Raw genomic sequence first — 15,196 nt, 5'->3', positions numbered from 1 at the left:
AATGGTTCTCATTTGCAAATCAGCAACACGCCGTCAACATGGTCGTGCGTGCCTGACGGCTCCCGCCCACACCGCCCGCCCCCGCTACAGTCCTGCTCGTGATCCATCGCCACGCCGTCGCCGCCGCCTTGGGACAGCCCACGTCTGCCGCCGGCCGGCCGACCGGACGGGCGAGGTTGCTGCCTTGACCACGCCCCTGGACTCCGTCGCACCCACCGACTGGCACTACACCGTCTCCGTGCGCAGCCTGTGCGAGTTCACGGCCAAGCAGGGCAGCCTCGACCGCCGCTTCACGCCGTCGGCCACGGCGCTGGAGGGCCAGGCCATGCAGCTGGCCGTGCTGGCGCGGCGCTCGCCGGGCTATGAGATCGAGCTGCCGCTGGAAGGCCAGGTCGGCCGCTTGCGCGTGCGCGGCCGGGCCGATGGCTATGAAGCAGACGTGAACCGGCTGGAGGAGATCAAGACCATCCGCGGCCCGGTGGACCTCATTCCCGAGAACCGCCGCGCGCTGCACTGGGCACAGCTGGAAACCTATGGCGCCCTCATCGCTGCCGACCGCGGGCTGGAGGAGCTGGAGCTGGCGCTGGTCTACGTGGACGCCGACTCGCAGCACGAGACCGTCATCCGCGACAAGCTCACCGCCGCCGCGCTGCAGGCCGCCTTCGAGGCCCGCTGCGCGCAGTTCGAGGCCTGGGCCGCGCAGGAGGCCGCGCACCGCACGGCCCGCAACGAAGGCCTCGCCGCGCTGCCCTTCCCCAAGGGCGAGCTGCGCCCGGGCCAGCGGCTGCTGGCCGAGGCCGTCTACCGCGTGGCGGCCAACGGCCGCCACCTGCTGGCGCAGGCGCCCACCGGCATCGGCAAGACACTGGGCACGCTGTACCCGCTGCTGCGCGCCATGCCGGGCCAGCAGCTCGACAAGATCGGCTATCTGACCTGCAAGGGCACCGGCCGCATCACGGCGCTGGAGGCGCTGCACGCACTGCGCGAGCGCACGCCGGGCCAGGCGTTGCGGGTGCTGACGCTGGTGGCCAAGGAGCAGGCCTGCGAGCACCCCACCAAGGCCTGCCACGGCGACGCCTGCCCGCTGGCCCATGGCTTCTACGACAAGCTGCCCGCCGCCCGCGCCGAGGCCGTGCAGGCCGGCTGGCTGGACGCCCCGGCGCAGCGCCGCGTCGCGCTCAAGCATGGCGTCTGCCCCTACTACCTGGGCCAGGAGCTGCTGCGCTGGGCCGACGTCGTCGTGGGCGATGTGCATCACGCGTTCGACCCCTACGGCCAGCTCTACGGCCTGGCGCAGGCCCAGGGCTGGAAGCTGGCGCTGCTGGTGGACGAGGCGCACAACCTCATCGACCGCACGCGCGACATGTATAGCAGCCAGCTCAGCCTGACCCGCGTGCGCGAGGCCGTGGCCGCGGCCCCCGCCAGCCTGCGCGCACCGCTGCGGCGGCTGGCCGGTGAGCTGGCCCGCGCGGGCCGCGACCAGGTGGAGGACTACCAGCCACTGACCGAACTGCCCGACAACCTGGCCGAGGCGCTGCAACGCGTTGGCGTCGCGCTGGGCGAGCATGTGCAGAACCACCCACTGGAGGTGGGTGCCATGCTGGAGTTCTATTTCGAGTGCTTGAGCTTGCAGCGCCTGCTGGACCGGCTGGACACGCACTCGCTGTGCGACCTGCAGCGCAGCGCCGGCCGCGTCGTGCTGGCGGACGAGCCCGTCAACCTGTCGCTGCTGCAGGAGGACGAGCCCATCGACACCGGCGACGTGCGCGAGGTGCTGCTGTCGGTGCGCAACATCGTGCCGGGCCACTTCCTGAAGGAGCGCTTCGAGGGCTGTCACAGCGTCACGCTGTTCTCGGCCACGCTGGGCCCGCCCGACTACCCGCGCCAGCTGCTGGGGCTGCCCGACGACACGGCCTGGATCGACGTGCCGGCGCCCTTCCCGCCCGAGCACCTGACCGTGCAGGTGGCCCATCTGTCCACCCGCTATGAGCACCGCGAGCAGTCGCTGGACGCGCTGGTGGACGTGCTCGCCACCCAGTACGAACAGCATCCGGGCAACTACCTCGCCTTCTTCAGCAGCTTCGACTACCTCGACAAGGCCGCCACGCGGCTGGCGCTGCGCCACCCGCAGCTGCCACAGTGGAGCCAGGCACGCAGCATGGGCGACGCCGCGCGCCGCGACTTCCTGGGGCGCTTCGTCGAAGGCGGCCGCGGCATCGGCTTCGCCGTGCTGGGCGGGGCGTTCGCCGAAGGCGTGGACCTGCCCGGCACGCGGCTCATCGGCGCCTTCATCGCCACGCTGGGCCTGCCGCCCGTGTCGCCCATCCAGGACCAGATCCGCGAGCGGCTGGACGCGCTGTTCGGCGCCGACCATGGCTACGCCGACCTGGTGCCCGGCATGCAGAAAGTCGTGCAGGCCGCCGGGCGCGTGCTGCGCTCGGTGGACGACCGCGGCTGGGTCTGGCTGCTGGACCGCCGCTACCGGCGCCCCGACGTGCGGGCGCTGCTGCCGGTGTGGTGGCAGGTGCCTTCCTGACCCGCCGGGCCGCGCGCGTGAAGAAAGTCACGGGCCACCACTCGAGGTGTGTGGGGATGTTGCCGCCCCCTCGCGTGCCGCTGCACCCGGTAACCCGGCTTGCGGGCCGATGTGTCACGCTGCGCCTCATGCAGTACCCGTCCGTCCGCCCCGTCATCTCCGCGCCCCGCTCCGCCTGGCAACGCATCGCCCTGCTCACAACGACCACCGCACTGCTCGCGCTGGCGGGCTGCGGCGGTGGGGGTTCTGACACGCCTGCCGACACCGGGAGCAGCGGCTCCACCAACCCGAGCGGATCGACAGGTTCCACGGGCTCGACAGGTTCCACGGGATCAACAGGATCAACGGGCTCCACCGGATCTACCGGCAGCACCTCGACCCCGACGGCCGGTAGCCGGCTGACCTGCAACCTGCCCAATTTCCAGGCCGACATGCTGGCCGCCGTGAACGCGCGCCGCCGCGCTGGCGCCAGCTGCGGCGCCAAGGGCAGCTTCCCGGCCGCGCCGGACCTGGCCTGGAACGCCCAGCTGACCCAGGCCGCCGCCGCCCACAGCGACGACATGGTGGCGAACAACTTCTTCAGCCACACGGGCAGCACCGGCAGCACGCTGGGCAGCCGCGTCACGGCCGCCGGCTACAGCTGGAGCGGCCTGGGCGAGAACATCGCCGCGGGGCAGGCCAGCGTCGCGGATGTCGTCGATGGCTGGATGAAGAGCGATGGGCATTGCGCAAACCTCATGAACGCCGCCTTCAAGGACATCGGCGTGGCCTGCATTGCCGGCAGCGCCAGCAACACGTATCGCACCTACTGGACCCAGGACTTCGGCACGCCGCGCTGACCGGGCGGCGAGCGCCGGCGGGTAGCATCCCCGCCACCTCAACCCTGGAGCCGCCCATGAAGCGCGTCACCGGTCTCGGCGGCATCTTCCTCAAGGCCACCGACCCCCAGGCACTCGGCGCTTGGTATCGCAAGCACCTCGGGCTCGATGTCAACGCCTGGGGCGGCGCGGTGCTGCGCTGGGCCGACGACCAGCCGGGCGGCTCCACCACCTGGAGCCTGGTCGGGCAGGACAGCGACCAGTTCGCCCCCAGCGCGGCGCCGTTCATGGTCAATTTCCGCGTTGCCGACCTGCACGGCCTGCTCGCCGCGCTCAGGCGCGAAGGCTGCCAGGTGCTGGAGAAGGTCCACGAATCCGACTACGGCAAGTTCGGCTGGGTGCTGGACCCGGAAGGCAACAAGGTCGAACTCTGGGAGCCGCCGCCGGGGCGCTGACCACGGCCGGCGGTGCGTGCTCGGGCGCCTCGCCAGCCCCAAAATGCTCATTAGTTTGACTGTTTTACAAATTCTTGTGGAATTCTCCCAACGACGATTCGTAATGTGAGATACCGCCCAATGAGCCACCGCATCCAGTGGCCATGGGGAGGAGGAGGTGAAGGACAATCGCGGACAGAGCCCGGCCGGACACACACCCGGTTCAGCCTTCAAGGCCACGCAGGTTGCCGCCGGAGACCCCGGCAGTCCTTCATCAAGAGTCGTTTGCAAGATGAATTCCCGAGATTCCGGCGTTGGCCTCCTCCCGACAGCATCCACGCTCACGTCCCCCCCCGTGAACCCTGTGCAGCACGGCATGGCGTTGTTCAACGCCGCCGAGCCTGACTACCAGCGCGCCGTCGGCTGGTTCCGGGCGGCCGCCGAGAGCAACGACGGCGACGGACTGGCCATGCTGGGCCTGTGCCAGCTCGAAGGTCTGGGCATCCCGGCCGACCCCGTGCAGGCCCGCGTGCTGCTGGAGCGCGCCGCAGCGCGTGGCAGCGCTATCGGCCGCTTCCAGTTCGGCCGCGTGCTGATGACCGGCCGCGGCGGCCCGGCCGACGAATCCCGTGGTCTGTCGGCCTACATCGCCGCAGCCGCCACCGGCCACGCGGAAGCCACCTTCAATCTCGCCAACTGTCTGCATGTCGGCGTGGGCTGCCTGCCGGACCGCCTGGCCGCCAAGGCACTGTTCCTGCGCAGCCGGCTGCTGGGCTGCCCGCTGCGCCCCAAGGGCGTGTTCGTGCGCAAGCGCGAACTGAAGGCCGTGCGCACGCTGGCCATGCGCTTCGCCGACGCCAACCGGCTGATCTTCCTCATCCAGGAGCGCCAGCAGGAGCTGGCCCTGGCGCAGGAGATGGCGCAGCCGCAGTCGCGCGCGAACGCGGCCGACGGCAGCCGCCCCCAGGCCTGGCGCTTCGCGGCCGGGGTGATGGCCGCCATGGCCGGCACGCTGGGCCAGTACCTGCGCCCCAACTCGCGCGACGCCGGGCCGACGACGCAGTTCTGACGCCACTCGCCATCGCCGGCCAGCCTGCGGCGACGAGGCCTGCATGACCGAACGCCCCATCCGCCTGCCGTCGTTCGACGCCCTGCTCGCCTTCGAGGCCGTGGCGCGCGCCGGCAGCTTCGAGGCGGCGGCCGCCGAACTGGCCCTCACGGCGAGCGCCGTCGCCAAACGCGTCGCCGGCCTGGAAGAGCGGCTCGACCTGCCCCTGTTCGTGCGCCAGCCCCCTCGTGGCCTGAGCCTCACGCCGGCCGGCCATGAATACCTGCCCCAGGTGCGCCAGGCGCTGGCGTTGCTGCAGGCCATGCCCCTGCACCAGCGTGCCGGCACCCGGCGGGAGCGCTTGCACGTCAGCTCCACCCCCACTTTCGCCCGCCAGCTCATCGTGCCGGCCCTGCCCGGCTTCGCGGCCGCCCACCCGGACATCGAACTGGAGCTGACCTTGTCGGTACCGCTGCTCGCCGAAGGAGACGCGGGTGCCGATGTCGAGATCCGGCACGGCGCCGTGCCGGACGACCTCGCGGCGGGCCAGGTGCTGCTGCAGGATCGGCTCACCCCGCTCGCGGCGCCGTCGCTGCTGGCCCGGCACGCGCCGCTGAGCACCGCGGCCGACCTGCTTGCGCTGCCGCTGCTGCGCACGCCACTGCAGCCCTGGGCCCCCTGGTTGCGCGCCGCCGGTTTGCAAGACACCCCCGAGCCCGACACCGGCCCGCGGCTGGTGGACCTGGGCCTGGTGTTGGCCGCTGCGCTCGCGGGCCAGGGCGTGGCGCTCGCTCGTCTGAGCCTGGCCCGCCACGAGCTGGCGGAAGGCCGGCTCGTGCAGCCTTTTGCGCTGACCGTGCCGGCCGAGCGCCAGTACGGGCTGATCACGCACCGCGCCAGCCCGGCGGCGCAGGCGTTCGCGGGCTGGCTGCGGGCGCACTGCGCGGCCATCGGCGGCGCGGAAAACTCTTCCGGCGACCGCTGAGTTTTTTTCCGGCCGTCACCCGCCACGGCCGGCCTAGCATGGCGGACTTTCCCTGCCGACCCGCCCCGCCATGCCCGTCATCACCTGCATCGAAGACCTGCGCCTGCTGGCCGAAAAGCGCGTGCCGCGCATGTTCTACGACTACGCCGACTCCGGCTCCTGGAGCGAAACCACCTACCGCGCCAACGAGAGCGACTTCCAGGCCATCAAGCTGCGCCAGCGCGTGGCCGTCAACATGGAAGGCCGCAGCACGGCGGTGAAGATGATCGGCCAGGATGCCAAGATGCCCGTCGCCATCGCGCCGGTGGGCCTCACCGGCATGCAGCACGCCGACGGCGAGATCCACGCCGCGCGGGCCGCCGAGAAGTTCGGCATCCCGTTCACGCTGAGCACGATGAGCATCTGCTCCATCGAGGACATCGCCGAGAACACCACATCGCCGTTCTGGTTCCAGCTCTACATGATGCGAGACCGTGACGCGATGGCCCGCATGATCGAGCGTGCCCGTGCCGCCAGGTGCTCGGCCCTCGTGCTGACGCTGGACCTGCAGGTCATCGGCCAGCGCCACAAGGACCTGAAGAACGGCCTCACCGCGCCGCCGCGGCCGACGCTGAAGAACATCCTTAACCTCGCCACCAAGCCGCGCTGGTGCTTCGGCATGGCGGGCACGAAGCGCCACACCTTCCGCAACCTCGTCGGCCATGTGAACGGTGTCAGCGACATGCGCTCCCTCTCGGCCTGGACGAACGAACAGTTCGACCCGCGCCTGTCCTGGGCCGACGTCGCCTGGGTCAAGGAGAAATGGGGCGGCAAGCTGATCCTGAAGGGGATCATGGAAGTGGAAGACGCCAAGCTGGCCGCGCAGGCCGGCGCGGACGCCATCGTCGTCAGCAACCACGGCGGCCGGCAACTGGACGGTGCGCCGAGCAGCATCCACGCGCTGCCGGCCATCGTGGCCGAGGTGGGCTCGCAGACGGAAGTCTGGATGGACGGCGGCATCCGCTGCGGCCAGGACGTGCTCAAGGCCTGGGCGCTGGGCGCCCGCGGCACGATGATCGGCCGCGCGATGGCCTACGGCCTGGGCGCCATGGGCGAGGCCGGCGTGACCAAGGCGCTGCAGATCCTGCACAAGGAACTGGACGTGACGATGGCCTTCTGCGGCCACACGCAGCTGACCCAGGTGACGCGGGACATTCTCAGGCCCGGCACCTACCCGACGGCCTGAGCGGCACGGCTCACCAGGGCGCTGCGGCCGGCGTGCCCTGGTGGTGAAAGAGCTGCCAGCACTCACCCTCCTTGAGCCACACGGATGAACGCAAGGTGTGCCGCGTGAGGCTGCCGTCGACTAGTCCAGCGAATCAGTGAAATCGGTGGTGCGCAGGGGGCTGGCCGGGCTGGCGGCTAGGCGCAGCGCGCAGCCAAGGCTGGCCGCCTTGGCAAGCGCTGCAACGACGCGGCCGACCCGGCCTGCCCCCTGCCCGAAGGGTGAGTCCCTGGCCAGCCGCACTCCGCGTTGCAAGCGCTTGCCGGGTGCCTACACGCCTGCGCGCTTGCGCCTTGATTGCGGCTGGCCAGGGGCTCACGCACCACCGATTTCACTGATTCGCTGGACTAGACAGTTGGCCGAACGGAAGGTCAGCAAGGCCGCGGCCGGCCCCAGCGGGTGCACGGCAAATGCGTCGGAGACGACCTCCGGCAGCGGCGCCGGGCTGCGCCCCTGTTCGGCCAGAAAGCGCACGACCGTCGCCCGGTCATAGGGCAGGCCCGAGCGCCCCACCTCGTGAAAGCCGGCGTGCAGCAAGGCCTGCAGGCGGGCCTCGTCGAGCTTGACGCCGGGATGGTGAAGCTCGAGTTCCAGGCGCCGCAGCTCGTCGAGCAGCGCGCCACTCATGGCGCGCGGCGCTCGAAGTGCAGGCGGTCGTGCCAGACGCCGCCCAGCAGAAAGCTCTGCGTCGACCGGCCGAACTCGCGAAAGCCGTTGCGCAACAGCACCTTGATCGACCCCTCGTTGCCGACGCGCGCGTTGGCCTCCAGGCGCATGAGGCCCAGCTCGCCAAACGCCTTGGCCAGCACCAGCCGCACGGCCTCGCTTGCATAGCCCTTGCCGCCGGCCGACTCGGCGATGCGGTAGCCGAGGTCGGCCATATGGAAATGCGTGCGCTTCACGCCGGCCAGGTTTACGCGGCCGACCAGCTCGCCCGCCCCGGTGCGCACGAGGAACTGATAACCCTTGTCCTCGGCGGCCTCGCGCGCGGCCAGCGCGATGGCCGCGCGCACGCCGTCGGGCGAGTAGTAGGCCGCGGGTCGTGCGTTGATGCGGGCCTCGAAATACGCGCGGTTGTCGGTCTCGAAGCGCAGCAGTTCATCGGCGCCGTCGAGCGTGGGAGGTGTCAGCTGAAGGATGGGCATGGGCTTGCAATTGAACGCAGATCAACGGCCCGCTGCCGTCACCAGCGCCAGCACCTCGGCCGGCGTGACCGGCCCGTCGCCCGGCAGCTCGACGACGATCAGATAGCCCGCCAGGTCGGCGCGCGGGCTGGCCGCTGCGTACACCTGGGCCAGCGTCAGCTGGCGGCTGGCCAGCAGCCCGCCGGTGGCGGGGTCCCAGTCTTCGCTGGAGACCAGGCAGCCCTGCTGCGGCGTGCCGGGAAAGTAGCCCGTGCCGGCGTAATAGGCCGGGTTGATCGTCGTGCCATGCACGAGCAACTCATCGCGGCCGGCCCGCCCGGCGAGCCAGGCCTCCTTCAGCGGCGACACGCCACGCCAGCTCGGCGGCAGGAAGCTGTCATAGACGGCCTCGCTCCACGCGGCCGTGTCGGCGCTGACCCCGTGCTCGAACTCCGCCACGCCGGCCTCCAGCGGCAGCTTGCTGAGCAGATACGGCGTGGGGCCGATGTTGGGGTTGGTCGCCCGGCCGGCGCCGACGATGGCGAACAGGCCTTGCGGCGTGTTGCCGTTGGTGATCGTGCCCGGCAGGCCGCTGCGCGCCAGCGCGAGCTGCGGTGACGTGAAGAGCTGCCCGCCGGCCTCGCGCACGAAGCGGCCGTCCGCCCCGCGCACCAGCGCCAGTCCCATGGCTTGACGGCCCGGGCGCTGCAGGCTGAACAGCGCCGGGAAGCCCGGCCGCAAGGGGGCGGCCAACAGTTCGGGCAGCGGCGGCGGCACGGCGGCCGAGGGCTGCAGGCGGCGCATCAGCGCGGTCAGCCGCGCGTCCTCCGCCCAGGCGGGGAATTGCTGCGGCACCTGCGTGCGCAGACGGTCGGCCGCCGCGCCATCGGCCTGCAGCAGCGCGTAGGCGGCGATCGCGAAGGGCTTGCTCGCCGTCAGCTGCGGCAGCAGCGGCCAGATCAGCGGGGCGGCCTCGGCCGCGTACAGCGTGTGCGCCGCCGTCAACAGGGCGCGCTGGAACTCGGCGTCGCGCTGGCCCAGCGTGGGCAGCGCGTCGAGCAGCAACGGGCGCGCCGCGTCGATCTCGACGTTGTACTGCGCCACGAGGTCGAACAGCCGAGGCAGCGCTGCGTCGCGCTCGGGGCCGGGGGGGAGCGCGAGGCGGGCGCGGATGTCGGCCTGCACGCCTTCGCGCAGTGACCGCTCGCCCTCGACGGACGTGGCCGGCCAGGCCAGGTCACCGGGCTTCATCGCCAGCAGCTCCGCGGCGGTGTAGCGCTTCTCGGCGGGTTGCTGTGGGGGCGGCAACGGCGCGCAGGACACCAGGGCAAACGCGGACAGGACGAGCAGTGGGCGAAAGTTCATGGCGGCGATGATGGCCGCTGTCGACATCCGCGCGGCTGCTTCGTCGTAGTGTCAGGCATCCCGCCCTCCATTCAAGGAACCCCGATGAAGCATCTCGCCGTTCTGACCGCCCTGCTCGCCGCCCCGCTCGCCCAGGCCGCGCCGATCACCTATGACATCGAGCCCACGCACACCTATCCCAGCTTCGAGGCCGACCACATGGGCCTGTCGTTCTGGCGCGGCAAGCTCAACAAGAGCAGCGGCACCATCGTCTACGACAAGGCCAGCGGCGCCGGCAACGTGGACGTGCAGATGGAGCTGGCGAGCATCGACTTCGGCCTGGACGCGATGAACGCGTGGGCTCGCGGCGACAAGTTCTTCAACGTCGAGAAGAATCCGACCGCCAGCTTCAAGGGTCGGTTCGACGGCGGCACCGGCGGCGTGCCCGCGCGCGTGCTCGGCGAGCTGACGCTGAACGGCCAGACCCGCCCGCTGACGCTGACGGTGAACCAGCTCAAGTGCATCCCGCATCCGATGCTCAAGCGCGACTTCTGCGGCGCCGACGCCGCCGGCAGCTTCAACCGCGAGGACTTCGGCCTGTCGGCCGGCAAGGACTGGGGCTTCAAGATGGACGTGCAGCTGCGCATCCAGGTCGAAGCGGTCGCCCGCGAGTGATGGAAAAGCGGGGCTGACGCGGCAGGGCGCCGCGTCAGTCGGCGCCCTGCCAGCGCGCCCACGACTGCGCCGCCAGCGTCAGTGTGGCGACCTGCACGGCGACCGTGGTCGCGAGGTCGTGCCCATAGCCGCCTGCCATGCTCAGCGCCACCGGAATGCGCCGCTCGCGCAAGGCGTCCAGCACGCGGCGGTCGCGCTCGGCCAGCCCCTCAAAGCTCAGCTTGAGCCGCCCCAGCCGGTCGCCCTCATGCGGATCGGCACCAGCAAGATAGAAGGCCAGGCCCGGCTGACAGCGCCGCCAGACCTCGGCCATCGCCGCGTCCAGCGCGGCCAGGTAGTCGGCGTCGCCGCAGCCGTCTGGCAGGTCGACATCGAGGTCGCTGGGCTCCTTGCGGAACGGAAAGTTGCGCGCACCGTGCATGGAGAACGTCAGCACGGTGTCGTCGTCACGAAATATGGCCGCCGTGCCATTGCCCTGGTGCACGTCCAGGTCGATGACGAGCACGCGCAGCAGGCTGCGGTGGCTGCGCGCCCACTCCGCCTGCATCAGCCGCGCGGCCACGGCGACGTCGTTGAAGACGCAATAACCCGATCCTTTGTCGGCATAGGCGTGGTGGGTTCCGCCCGCCAGGTTGGCCGCCACACCCTCCGCCAGGGCCGCGCGCGCCGCCGCGATGCTGGCACCGACAGAACGGCGCGAGCGCTCGGCCATGGACGGGCTCCACGGAAAGCCGATCTCGCGCTGCTGCGCGGCACTGAGCCGGCCCAGCAGCACCGCGTCCACATAGTCAGGCGTGTGGGCCAAGGCCAGTTCGCCCTCGCTCGCGGCTGGCGCGGGCTGCAGGCGCAGCCGGCCCGGTTCACGCTCGAAGTGCTCGCGCAGCAGGCGGTACTTGGACTGCGGAAAGCGATGGCCGGGAGGCAACGCGAGGCTGTGGGCGTCGGAATGGAAGGCAAGCATGGCACTAGCGCTGGCGGGGGATGGCGTCACCGCGCGTGGTCTGCGGCATTGTCCGGGTCAACGGGCCGGACCGACGGCGCGGAGGCTCGAACGGCCTGACAGTCCGAGCCTGCGACCGGCACTCATCCGGCGTTCGATGACCTCTCGCACCTCGGCCAGCGCCTTGCCCCCAGAATTTGCTGCACCGCACAAAAATAACTTGCAATCTGCGAAAGCGATCTTATGATTCGGGTCATGTTGCAGCGCAGCAAACGCACTGCAGCCGGTTTACCCCCCCAACTCGGAGACGCACCATGCTGACCGCTGAACAGATCCTTGCTGCCCACAAAGCTAACGTCGAAACGCTCTTCGGCCTGACGAACAAGGCATTCGAAGGCGTGGAAAAGCTCGTCGAGCTGAACCTGCAAGTCGCCAAGACCGCGCTGACCGAAGCGGCCGACACGACTTCTGCGGCGCTGTCCGTCAAAGACGCGCAAGAGCTGCTGGCCCTGCAAGCCGCGCTGCTGCAGCCCACCGCCGAGAAGGCCGCTTCCTACAGCCGCCACATCTACGACATCGCCTCCAGCACCGGCGCCGAAGTGGCCAAGGTCGCCGAGTCGCAGTTCGCCGACGTGCAGAAGACCTTCTCCTCCATGGTCGACACCGCCGCCAAGAACGCGCCGGCCGGCACCGAAAACGCCGTGGCGCTGGTGAAGTCGGCCGTGGCCGCCGCCAACAACGCCTTCGAGTCGGTGCAAAAGGCCACCAAGCAGGCCGTCGAGGTCGCCGAAGCCAACTTCCAGGCCGCCACCTCGCAGGCCGTGAAGGCCACGCAGACGGCCACCCGCGCCGCCAAGCGCGCCGCCTGAAGCGGCCGGCCGAGACGGCCGTCGCTTCCCGCCCCCCCGCAAAGCCCGGTGCACCGCACCGGGCTTTTTTCATTTCAGCGCCGCCGGCTGTCGATTCGTCGCCGTCCCGGTTCGCCTGGCGCACGGGCGTCGCCAAGCCGCGCCGATAGCGGTCCACTGTGGTCATTCACCCACCGGAGCACGCCATGAACCACCCGACCGCTTCCACGCTGAGCCCCAGCCAAGTCCGCGCACGCAGCGCCGTGCTGGGGCTGGCCCTCATCGCCTTCGGCACGCTCGCGCTGCTGGACGCCCGCAACCTGTTCGACCTTGCACTGATGCAAACCTTCTGGCCGCTCGTGTTGATGCTGGTGGGCCTGGACCGGCTGGTCTGGCAGCGCAGCAGCGGCTGGATGCCGGGCGCCGTGCTGCTGGTGATCGGCAGCACGATGCTCGCCAGGAACCTGGGCCTGACCGACATCGGGCTGCATCAGATCTGGCCGCTATTCGTCATCCTGGGCGGCCTGTCGTTGCTGAGCCGCCGCGGCGCCGCGCAGGCCGAGCGCGGCTGAGCCAAAGGCGGGTTCTACTTGCGATCCTCACCACGCCGGATGCTGCCCATGCCAACTTCCCCCCTTCCCCCGTCCTCGCCCCAGGGCGGCCATCGGGTCCTGCTGGGCCTGGCCGTCATCGCCTTCGGCGTGCTGGCCCTGCTGGACAACCTGCGCCTGTTCGACAGGGCGCTGCTGCGCACCTTCTGGCCCCTGGGCCTGGTGTTGTGGGGCCTGGCCCGGCTGGCCTGGCCGGCACGCCACGGCAGCGGTGTGTTCGGTGCCATCCTGGTGGGCGTGGGCCTGGTGCTGACCGTCGAGAACCTGGGCTTCATGCATTTCCATTGGCGTGACTGGTGGCCGGTCTTCGTCATCCTGGCGGGCGTGTCCATCCTGCTGCGCGGCGTCTGGCCGGGCGTCAGCAGCGCGGCCCTGCCCGCGGCGACCCTCGAGCACGGCGGGCTTGTGGACATCGACGCCAGCTTCAGCGCCGTCAGCCAGCGTCACGACTCGCGCCAGTTCCGCGGCGGCCGCATCACGAGCACCTTCGGCGGTGTGAAGCTCGATCTGACCCAGGCCGCCATCGACGGCCCCGAGGCGGTGCTGGAGATCCACGCGCGCTTCAGCGGCGTCGAGCTGCACGTGCCACGCGACTGGCAGGTCGTCGTGGAAGTCGCCGCGACGCTGGGCGGCGTGGAGGACAAGACCGTGTCGCCCTCACCGGCCAGTGCCCGGCTCGTGCTGCGCGGCACGGTCACCTGCGGCGGCATCGAGATCCGGCATTGACGCGCCGCCGGGGAGCCCGCTGAAGTAGACGGGCAGTCGGCCCCCCGTCCTACAGCCGGGCCCGCACAGCCCGGCCAGACTGCCGGCATGACCGGCTCGCTGTTCGCCTCCACCCTCGCCCCGCTGGGCCGCGTGCTGCGGCTGACAGTGGATGGCTTTCTCGACGACCGGGGCCCGCGCATGGGGGCGGCGCTGGCCTACTACACGCTGTTCTCGCTGGCACCGCTGCTGCTCATCGTCGTGTCGGTGGCGGGCCTGGTGTGGGGTGGCGACGCCGTGCGCGGCGAGCTCTTCGCGCAGCTCGCCGGCCTGCTGGGCGGCGCGGCGGCCAGCACCATCGAGCAGATGCTGCGCAGCGTGGCCTGGCCGGTCGGCGGGTGGCTTAGCACCGGCATCGGGCTGGCGCTGATGCTGGTGGGCGCAACGACGGTGTTCGCCGAACTGCAGGATGCGCTGGACACCATCTGGCGCGCGCCCGCACGGCCGCTGCAAGGCTGGTGGGCCTGGCTGCGCGCCCGGCTGCTGAGCTTCGGCCTGATCCTCGGGCTGAGCTTCCTGCTGCTCGTCTCGCTGCTGCTGGGCGCCCTGATGGCGGCGGCCGAGACCTGGTGGCGGCCCTGGTTCGGCGCCTGGCTGTATGTCGCCGGCGTCGCCAACATGCTCATCAGCCAGGGGCTGGTCGTCGCCGTGTTCGCGCTGATCTTCAAATGGATGCCGCGCGCCCGCATTGCGTGGCGAGATGTGCTGCTGGGCGCGCTGGTGACGGCGGGGCTGTTCGAGCTGGGGCGCGGCGCCATCGGCCTGTACCTGCGCAGCAGCGGTGTCGCGTCGGGCTTCGGCGCGGCCGCCTCCGTCGTCGCGCTGCTGGTGTGGGTGTACTTCTCGGCGCAGATCCTGCTGCTGGGTGCCGAGTTCACCTGGGCCTACGCACGTGTGCTGGGCTCGCGGCGAGAGGCTTCTAGACTGTCCGCCCCTGCTCAACCGGCGACGTGATGATCACCACCGACGACGGCCTTCGCCTTCACACCCATCACTGGCCCGCCAGTACGCCTGGCAACCCGCCCGGCTCGGCGCGCGGCCAGGTCCTCATCGTCCACGGTCTGGGCGAGCATGGCGCGCGCTATGTGCCGGTCGCCCAGGCGATCAACGCGGCCGGCTGGCATGTGCACGGCTGGGATCACCGCGGCCACGGGCGCAGCGACGGCCCACGCGGCGACATCCCCGACCACGACGCGCTGCTGCGCGACACCGCCCGCGTCATCGACGCCGTGCGCACGCCGGGCAGCCGCTTCGTGCTGCTCGGGCACAGCCTGGGTGGCGCCATCGCGGCACGCTTCGCCGCCGAATCCCTGTTAGCCGCCCCGGCACCGTGGCAGCGTCCGCTGGACGGGCTGGTGCTGTCATCGCCAGCGCTGGACGCCGGCCTGAGCAGCGCGCAGAAGCTGGCGTTGGCGATGGCGGAAAAGCTCACGCCGGGCCTCGCCGTCGGCAACGGGCTGAAGCCGGCCTGGATCTGCCGCGACGCTGCCGTCGTGGCCGCCTACACCGCCGACCCGCTGGTGCACGACCGCATCACGGCGCGGCTGACACGCTTCATCCTCGACGCCGGCGCCCGCGTCATCGCCGACGCGCCGCGCTGGCAGGTGCCCACGCTGCTGATGTGGGCCGGCGCGGACCGCTGCGTCGCGCCGCGCGGCAGCGAGGCCTTTGCCGCAGCCGCCCCGGCGAATGTCGTCGCGACCCGGCCCTGGCCCGAGCTGTTCCACGAACTCTTCAACGAACCGGAGCGGGCCGAGGTGCTGGCCGTCCTGACGGCCTGGCTGGGTCGTCGGTGAGGGGTCGC

General features: G+C 71.0%; 16 protein-coding genes. 12 read left to right on the top strand and 4 right to left on the bottom strand.

The genetic code is table 11. The features are described from left to right. The first annotated feature begins 184 nt into the window (after positions 1 to 184). From ACG00X_RS14540 to ACG00X_RS14515, 6 genes are all read left to right on the top strand, one after another. On the top strand, positions 185 to 2,536 hold the full coding sequence (locus ACG00X_RS14540; RefSeq protein WP_394488908.1) for an ATP-dependent DNA helicase: 2,352 nt from the start codon (positions 185 to 187) through the stop codon (positions 2,534 to 2,536). A 128-nt stretch (positions 2,537 to 2,664) separates the two neighbouring features. Continuing rightward, positions 2,665 to 3,375: a CAP domain-containing protein gene (locus ACG00X_RS14535; RefSeq protein ID WP_394488907.1), complete on the top strand. Its 711-nt coding sequence runs from the start codon at positions 2,665 to 2,667 to the stop codon at positions 3,373 to 3,375. Between the two features lie 56 nt (positions 3,376 to 3,431). Continuing rightward, entirely contained in the window at positions 3,432 to 3,809 is a 378-nt protein-coding gene (locus tag ACG00X_RS14530) for a VOC family protein (protein ID WP_394488906.1), read from the top strand. A gap of 334 nt (positions 3,810 to 4,143) precedes the next feature. Then, positions 4,144 to 4,857, top strand: a complete 714-nt coding sequence (locus ACG00X_RS14525; protein ID WP_394488905.1) for a tetratricopeptide repeat protein — start codon at positions 4,144 to 4,146, stop codon at positions 4,855 to 4,857. Positions 4,858 to 4,900: 43 nt separating this feature from the next. After that, positions 4,901 to 5,821, top strand: coding sequence for a LysR substrate-binding domain-containing protein (locus ACG00X_RS14520; RefSeq protein ID WP_394488904.1), 921 nt, complete (start codon positions 4,901 to 4,903; stop codon positions 5,819 to 5,821). Positions 5,822 to 5,891: 70 nt separating this feature from the next. Beyond that, complete coding sequence (locus tag ACG00X_RS14515; RefSeq protein ID WP_394488903.1) at positions 5,892 to 7,046, top strand: alpha-hydroxy acid oxidase; 1,155 nt, start codon at positions 5,892 to 5,894, stop codon at positions 7,044 to 7,046. A 354-nt stretch (positions 7,047 to 7,400) separates the two neighbouring features. Here the strand turns inward: ACG00X_RS14515 and ACG00X_RS14510 are convergent, their stop codons facing one another. Genes ACG00X_RS14510 through ACG00X_RS14500 form a run of 3 tightly spaced genes read right to left on the bottom strand, consistent with a single transcriptional unit; the run spans position 7,401 to position 9,574 of the window. Further along, the gene (locus ACG00X_RS14510; protein WP_394488902.1) at positions 7,401 to 7,712 is read right to left on the bottom strand and encodes a DUF4440 domain-containing protein; all 312 of its coding nucleotides are present in this window, start codon (positions 7,710 to 7,712) and stop codon (positions 7,401 to 7,403) included. Continuing rightward, positions 7,709 to 8,230, bottom strand: coding sequence for a GNAT family N-acetyltransferase (locus tag ACG00X_RS14505; protein ID WP_394488901.1), 522 nt, complete (start codon positions 8,228 to 8,230; stop codon positions 7,709 to 7,711). The genes ACG00X_RS14510 and ACG00X_RS14505 overlap by 4 nt, the downstream gene beginning before the upstream one ends. Before the next feature lie 21 nt (positions 8,231 to 8,251). Then, on the bottom strand, positions 8,252 to 9,574 hold the full coding sequence (locus tag ACG00X_RS14500; protein WP_394488900.1) for a hypothetical protein: 1,323 nt from the start codon (positions 9,572 to 9,574) through the stop codon (positions 8,252 to 8,254). Positions 9,575 to 9,658: 84 nt separating this feature from the next. Here ACG00X_RS14500 and ACG00X_RS14495 point away from each other — a divergent pair, with 84 nt between their 5' ends. Further along, a complete protein-coding gene (locus ACG00X_RS14495) occupies positions 9,659 to 10,228 on the top strand; it encodes a YceI family protein (RefSeq protein WP_394488899.1) in 570 nt (189 codons plus the stop codon). 34 nt (positions 10,229 to 10,262) lie between these two features. On the opposite strand, the gene ACG00X_RS14490 is transcribed toward ACG00X_RS14495, so the two are convergent. Then, a complete protein-coding gene (locus tag ACG00X_RS14490) occupies positions 10,263 to 11,189 on the bottom strand; it encodes a histone deacetylase family protein (protein ID WP_394488898.1) in 927 nt (308 codons plus the stop codon). 293 nt (positions 11,190 to 11,482) lie between these two features. Here ACG00X_RS14490 and ACG00X_RS14485 point away from each other — a divergent pair, with 293 nt between their 5' ends. From ACG00X_RS14485 to ACG00X_RS14465, 5 genes are all read left to right on the top strand, one after another. Further along, complete coding sequence (locus tag ACG00X_RS14485) at positions 11,483 to 12,037, top strand: phasin family protein (protein ID WP_394488897.1); 555 nt, start codon at positions 11,483 to 11,485, stop codon at positions 12,035 to 12,037. A 185-nt stretch (positions 12,038 to 12,222) separates the two neighbouring features. After that, on the top strand, positions 12,223 to 12,588 hold the full coding sequence (locus ACG00X_RS14480; RefSeq protein ID WP_394488896.1) for a LiaI-LiaF-like domain-containing protein: 366 nt from the start codon (positions 12,223 to 12,225) through the stop codon (positions 12,586 to 12,588). 48 nt (positions 12,589 to 12,636) lie between these two features. Further along, positions 12,637 to 13,353, top strand: coding sequence for a LiaI-LiaF-like domain-containing protein (locus tag ACG00X_RS14475; protein ID WP_394488895.1), 717 nt, complete (start codon positions 12,637 to 12,639; stop codon positions 13,351 to 13,353). An 87-nt stretch (positions 13,354 to 13,440) separates the two neighbouring features. Further along, a complete protein-coding gene (locus ACG00X_RS14470) occupies positions 13,441 to 14,346 on the top strand; it encodes a YihY/virulence factor BrkB family protein (RefSeq protein ID WP_394488894.1) in 906 nt (301 codons plus the stop codon). Then, on the top strand, positions 14,346 to 15,188 hold the full coding sequence (locus ACG00X_RS14465) for an alpha/beta hydrolase (RefSeq protein ID WP_394488893.1): 843 nt from the start codon (positions 14,346 to 14,348) through the stop codon (positions 15,186 to 15,188). The genes ACG00X_RS14470 and ACG00X_RS14465 overlap by 1 nt, the downstream gene beginning before the upstream one ends. Positions 15,189 to 15,196 lie beyond the last annotated feature (8 nt).

This window comes from Pelomonas nitida (assembly GCF_043555975.1).
GTDB classification, from domain to species: domain Bacteria; phylum Pseudomonadota; class Gammaproteobacteria; order Burkholderiales; family Burkholderiaceae_C; genus Pelomonas; species Pelomonas nitida.
This window is presented reverse-complemented; position numbering and strand designations above follow the sequence as displayed.

What these genes read in the sequence shown, in the direction of transcription:
- ACG00X_RS14505 (WP_394488901.1), bottom strand. Translation starts at nt 8,230, where the DNA reads ATGCCCATCCTTCAGCTGACACCTCCCACGCTCGACGGCGCCGATGAA.
- ACG00X_RS14530 (WP_394488906.1), top strand. Translation starts at nt 3,432, where the DNA reads ATGAAGCGCGTCACCGGTCTCGGCGGCATCTTCCTCAAGGCCACCGAC.
- ACG00X_RS14510 (WP_394488902.1), bottom strand. Translation starts at nt 7,712, where the DNA reads ATGAGTGGCGCGCTGCTCGACGAGCTGCGGCGCCTGGAACTCGAGCTT.
- ACG00X_RS14485 (WP_394488897.1), top strand. Translation starts at nt 11,483, where the DNA reads ATGCTGACCGCTGAACAGATCCTTGCTGCCCACAAAGCTAACGTCGAA.
- ACG00X_RS14515 (WP_394488903.1), top strand. Translation starts at nt 5,892, where the DNA reads ATGCCCGTCATCACCTGCATCGAAGACCTGCGCCTGCTGGCCGAAAAG.
- ACG00X_RS14465 (WP_394488893.1), top strand. Translation starts at nt 14,346, where the DNA reads ATGATCACCACCGACGACGGCCTTCGCCTTCACACCCATCACTGGCCC.
- ACG00X_RS14470 (WP_394488894.1), top strand. Translation starts at nt 13,441, where the DNA reads ATGACCGGCTCGCTGTTCGCCTCCACCCTCGCCCCGCTGGGCCGCGTG.
- ACG00X_RS14480 (WP_394488896.1), top strand. Translation starts at nt 12,223, where the DNA reads ATGAACCACCCGACCGCTTCCACGCTGAGCCCCAGCCAAGTCCGCGCA.
- ACG00X_RS14520 (WP_394488904.1), top strand. Translation starts at nt 4,901, where the DNA reads ATGACCGAACGCCCCATCCGCCTGCCGTCGTTCGACGCCCTGCTCGCC.
- ACG00X_RS14475 (WP_394488895.1), top strand. Translation starts at nt 12,637, where the DNA reads ATGCCAACTTCCCCCCTTCCCCCGTCCTCGCCCCAGGGCGGCCATCGG.
- ACG00X_RS14535 (WP_394488907.1), top strand. Translation starts at nt 2,665, where the DNA reads ATGCAGTACCCGTCCGTCCGCCCCGTCATCTCCGCGCCCCGCTCCGCC.
- ACG00X_RS14490 (WP_394488898.1), bottom strand. Translation starts at nt 11,189, where the DNA reads ATGCTTGCCTTCCATTCCGACGCCCACAGCCTCGCGTTGCCTCCCGGC.
- ACG00X_RS14500 (WP_394488900.1), bottom strand. Translation starts at nt 9,574, where the DNA reads ATGAACTTTCGCCCACTGCTCGTCCTGTCCGCGTTTGCCCTGGTGTCC.
- ACG00X_RS14495 (WP_394488899.1), top strand. Translation starts at nt 9,659, where the DNA reads ATGAAGCATCTCGCCGTTCTGACCGCCCTGCTCGCCGCCCCGCTCGCC.